Annotated in this window: 5 protein-coding genes; 1 reads left to right on the top strand and 4 read right to left on the bottom strand. The window is 72.6% G+C overall.

What is annotated here, in order from left to right; all coding sequences use genetic code 11:
* Positions 1–49: 49 nt before the first annotated feature.
* The 4 genes from ACFVV1_RS40660 to ACFVV1_RS40645 are packed head-to-tail and all read right to left on the bottom strand — an operon-like array spanning position 50 to position 3,502.
* Positions 50–1,120, bottom strand: coding sequence for an NAD(P)H-dependent flavin oxidoreductase (locus ACFVV1_RS40660; protein ID WP_390000639.1), 1,071 nt, complete (start codon positions 1,118–1,120; stop codon positions 50–52).
* Positions 1,117–1,887: a CoA-transferase subunit beta gene (locus tag ACFVV1_RS40655; RefSeq protein ID WP_390000636.1), complete on the bottom strand. Its 771-nt coding sequence runs from the start codon at positions 1,885–1,887 to the stop codon at positions 1,117–1,119. Before ACFVV1_RS40655 ends, ACFVV1_RS40660 begins: the two co-directional genes overlap by 4 nt.
* Entirely contained in the window at positions 1,884–2,750 is an 867-nt protein-coding gene (locus tag ACFVV1_RS40650) for a CoA transferase subunit A (protein WP_390000633.1), read from the bottom strand. The genes ACFVV1_RS40655 and ACFVV1_RS40650 overlap by 4 nt, the downstream gene beginning before the upstream one ends.
* Positions 2,747–3,502, bottom strand: coding sequence for an enoyl-CoA hydratase family protein (locus tag ACFVV1_RS40645; RefSeq protein WP_390000631.1), 756 nt, complete (start codon positions 3,500–3,502; stop codon positions 2,747–2,749). The genes ACFVV1_RS40650 and ACFVV1_RS40645 overlap by 4 nt, the downstream gene beginning before the upstream one ends.
* A gap of 178 nt (positions 3,503–3,680) precedes the next feature.
* On the opposite strand from ACFVV1_RS40645, the gene ACFVV1_RS40640 reads away from it, so the two are divergent.
* Positions 3,681–4,592 (top strand): SDR family oxidoreductase, encoded by a 912-nt coding sequence (locus tag ACFVV1_RS40640; protein ID WP_390000628.1) that lies wholly within the window; start codon positions 3,681–3,683, stop codon positions 4,590–4,592.
* Positions 4,593–4,648: the final 56 nt, after the last annotated feature.

Raw genomic sequence — 4,648 nt, 5'->3', positions numbered from 1 at the left:
GCCCGCGGCCGTCAAGGCCGCGGGCACTCGCGCTTCGCTGTGCTCGTTCTCAGCGGGGCAGGGGAAGGGGCAGACCGCGGAGCGTGGCGTCCGCCTCGGCCATGATGCGGTCGACGAGTTCGGCGCACGACGGCAGATCGTCGATCAGCCCCGCGACCTGGCCGGAGGCCATCACCCCGAGAGCGGTGCGCCCTTCGACCATCGAGGCCTTGAGCAGCATCGGGGTGTTGGCGGCCAGCAGGACCTGGCTCCAGGTCAGTTCCCTGCCGTGCTTCATCGCCAGGCCGTCGCGGATCATCCGCGCCCAGCCCAGGCCCGAGTCCTTCTTGAAGGCCGCGGCGTGCCGGACCGCCCGCAGCAGCGCGGCGGCCCGTCCCGAGCGTTCCAGCGCGTCCACCATTTCGGTGCGCAGCATCCGGTGCGGCAGGCCGTCCACGGCGGTGGTGACGGTCACGTCCGTCACCGCCGCGGCCAGGTACTTCGCCTTGACCGCCGCGGGCACGGTGCTGTCGGAGGTGAGCAGGAAGCGGGTGCCCATGGCGATCCCGGCCGCGCCGTAGGACAGCGCGGCGACCAGACCGCGGCCGTCGTGGAAGCCGCCCGCCGCGACGACCGGGATGTCCACCGCGTCGACGACCTGGGGGAGCAGGACGGTGGTCGCGATGCTCCCGGTGTGGCCGCCCCCCTCGCCGCCCTGCACCACCACCGCGTCGGCGCCCCACGCGGCGACCTTCTCCGCATGCCTTCTGGCGCCGACGGACGGGATGACCACCACCCCGGCGCCCTTCAGCCGCGCGATCAGCTCACGGGAGGGCGCCAGCGCGAACGAGGCGACCTTGACGCCCTCGTCGATGATGATCCGTACGCGCTCGGCCGCGTCCCCCGCGTCCGCCCGCAGATTGACGCCGAACGGCGCGTCCGTACGGGACCTGACCTCGCGGACGGCGGAGCGGAGCTGTTCGACCGTCATCGTGGCGGAGGCGAGGATCCCGAGCGCGCCCGCGTCGGCGGCCGCCGTGACCAGGCGGGGACCCGCGACCCACCCCATGCCGGTCTGCACGACGGGGTGGCGCACGCCGACCAGCTCGGTGAGGGGGGTGGCGATCGTGATGCCGCTCATGCGGGGACCTCGCGGTCGCGCAGGCCCTTCGGGTCGATGACCTCGCGGATCAGCCGCAGCTCCTCGGCGGTGGGCTCGCGGGTGTACGGCACCTCGTCGGGGATCGTCAGCGCGAAGCCGGTGGCCTCGGCGACCTGCTCGGCCGTGACGCCGGGGTGCAGGGAGCGCAGCCGCATCGTGCGGTCCGGGGTCTCGAAGTCGAAGACGCCCAGGTTGCTGATGACGTCCGGGATGCGGTGGTATCGGGCCGCGGCGGGGCCGGCCGCGGCGGCGCGGTCGTAGCCGACGCCACAGACCATGTCGACCCGCTCGACGAACACCCGCGCCGAGTGCCTGGGGATCCAGTAACTCGTCGGGTTGTTCAGGGTGTTGACCGGGGCGCCGCGTACCCCCAGCAGCTGCCGCTCGGGAACGGCCCAGTCACCGATGCAGGAGATGTTCTGGTTGCCGTGGCGGTCGATCTGGGTGGCACCCATCATCACGTGCCGCCGTCCCGTGGCGGTCATGGACAGATGCTGACGGAACGGCAGCCACCCCTCCACCACCTGGGACTTCGTACCGACCGCCGGCACGTCGCCGATGAGCAGCGCGTCGCCGTCGGTCAGCAGCAGGTCGGGGGAGAAGGTGAGCTTCGCCAGCCGGGCCCCGATCGTGGGGACGGTACCCATCGGGCTGGCCAGGACCTCGCCCGCGCCCCGCCATGCCTCGGCGCAGGCCACCACGCAGTAGTCGGCCCGCGTCGCCGCCGGCCCTGTGCTGCCGCTCATTTTTCCTCCTCGTGGAACGCCGCCACCGCGGCCTGGTACGCGGCCTCGTCCCCGGACAGGAACCGCTCGGTGAACGCCTGCCACGCCTCGGGGTCGCGGGCGGCCTGGACGTAGGCCCGCTGGAACGTCTCGTCGCGGTCGTGGTCGGGCACGCACGACGTGAAGTGCGCGCCGTTCGGGGTCTCGACGACACCGTTCACGAACGCGCGCTTGACCAGCAGCGTCTGCGGTCCGTTCTCCTTGAGCAGCTCCGCGGTCTCCACGATCCGCTCGCAGGAGACGTACGCGGTGTCGGCGGCCTCGCAGAACAGGTCGTCGAAGTACGGGTCGGGGCCGAGGTACTGGGCGTTGCCGTGCACATCGGCGCGGTTGAGGTGGACGAGCGCGGCGTCCAGCCGCAGCGCCGGGGCCGCGACGAGCTCCTCGCCGTCCTCGTACGGTGAAGTGACCGTCCGCAGCCGCGGGTTGACGCGCATCACGTCCGACGCGAGCCCCGCCCGCACCGGCATGAAGGGCAACCGCTGCGCGGCGGCCGTCAGTCCCCACATGAACATGGCCTCGTCCAGTTCCACCATCTCGAACGCGCCCCGCTGCCGGGCCGCACCGAAGTGCGGTTCGAGGGGGATGGAGTCGAGCGTGGCGAAGGCCGCGACCAGCTTGCGGATCCGTCCGGCGGCGGCGAGCAGCCCGACGTCCGGACCGCCGTAGGTGACGACGGTCAGGTCGGTGACGTCCGAGCGCAGCAGCGCGCGGACCAGCGCCATCGGCTTGCGCCGCGAGCCCCAGCCGCCGATGCCGATCGTCATGCCGTTCTCCAGCCGGCCGACGACCTCGTCGGCGGTCATGGTCTTGTCCCTGCTCATGACTGCTGCTCCCGTTCCGTGCCGAAGGTGTCGCGGACGCGGTCGGCCACGCCGCTGAGGTTGGCCTCGAAGGTGAAGCCCTGCTCGAAGCGGTAGCTGCGGCGTACGTCGACCGGGTCGATGCCGTTGATCGCGGCCTTGGCGAGGCGGATCAGGGTCCCGTCCTTGGCCGCGATCTCGCGGGCCAGCTCCAGCGCCGCGTCCGGCAGTTGCTCGCGCGGTACGACCCGCCACACGGAGCCGTGCTGGTGGAGCTCCTGCGCGGTGGCGGTCCGCGAGGTGTAGTACAGCGCCCGCATCAGGTGCTGGGGGACCAGCCGGGCCAGGTGGGTGGCCGCGCCGAGCGCGCCGCGGTCCAGCTCGGGCAGGCCAAAGGTCGCGTCGTCGCTGGCGACGACGGCGTCGGCGTTGCCGACCAGGCCGATGCCGCCGCCCAGGCAGAAGCCGTGCACGGCGGCGACCACCGGGACCTCGCAGTCGTAGACCGCGGCGAACGCCTCGTAGCAGCCGCGGTTGGCGCCGATGAGGGCGTCGTGGCCGGCCGTGCGCTGCATCTCCTTGATGTCGACGCCGGCGTTGAAGCCGCGGCCCGTGGCGGTGAGCACCACGCATCGCACCTTCGGATCGGCCCCGGCGGCGCGTACCGCGGCGGCCAGGTCGTACCAGCCCTGCACGGGGAGGGCGTTGACCGGGGGGTAGTCCACGGAGACGAGGGCGATGCCCTCTTCCGGGGCGGAGGTGGAGACACCCATGAGCAGATCAGCTACCTTCCACCAAGCGTTTGTTAGGTTGCAAGCTAGCAGTGATCGGCGTGCGGCGGGAGATGTCCATGGGCAGCGATCGCCGAACCGACCGGATGCGCCGCTTCCGTCACCGGCCGGCGGGCTCTTGCCGCAGACCTCGATTCGCTCACCGAAAGGACACACACCCATGACCGGACTGTGCACGGGACGCGTCGCCGTCATCACCGGGGCGGGCCGCGGGCTCGGGCGCGCGCACGCCCTCGCCCACGCCGCCGAAGGCGCCAAGGTCGTCGTCAACGACCTCGGAGTGGGCCTCGACGGCACCGGAGAGGCCGCCGGGCCCGCCCAGCAGGTCGTCGAGGAGATCTGCGCACTCGGCGGCGAGGCGGTGGCACACGGCGGCGACATCACCACCACCGAGGGCGCGGCCTCACTGATCGCCACCGCCCTCGATGCCTTCGGCCGCCTCGACACCCTCGTCAACAACGCCGGATTCCTGCGCGACCGCATGCTCGTCAACCTGGACGACGACGACTGGGACGCGGTGATGCGCGTCCACCTCAAGGGCCACTTCCTCCCGCTCAAGCACGCCGCCGCACACTGGCGCGCCGAGGCGAAGGCCGGCCGTACGCCCGAGGCGCGGGTCGTCAACACCAGCTCCGGGGCGGGCCTCCTGGGCAGCGTCGGGCAGGGCAACTACTCCGCCGCCAAGGCAGGAATCATCGGTCTGACGCTGGTCGCGGCGGCCGAGATGGGCCGCTACGGCGTCCAGGTCAACGCCATCGCCCCGGCCGCCCGGACCCGGATGACCGAGCAGACCTTCGCCGAAACCATGGCGGCCCCCGAGGACAGCGGATTCGACGCCATGGCCCCGGAGAACGTCTCCCCCCTCGTCGTCTGGCTGGGTTCCGCCGCCTCCGCCGGGGTGAGCGGCCGGGTCTTCGAGGCCGAGGCCGGCCGGATCACCGTCATGGAGGGCTGGCGGCCCGGGCCCACCGCGGACAAGGGAGCCCGCTGGACCCCGGCGGAGGCGGGGGAGGCGACGCTCAAACTGCTCGCCGACTCCGAGCCCCCGCAACCGGTGTACGGGGCGCGCTGACACATCGTCCGCCCCGCGGCGCGGTGGCACCCGTTCGACCGAACGGGTGCCACCGG

Origin of the sequence: Streptomyces sp. NPDC058092, assembly GCF_042884935.1 — a bacterium.
Lineage (GTDB): Bacteria > Actinomycetota > Actinomycetes > Streptomycetales > Streptomycetaceae > Streptomyces.
The sequence above is the reverse complement of the archived record's forward strand: the minus strand, read 5'-3'. Positions and strand labels throughout refer to the sequence as shown.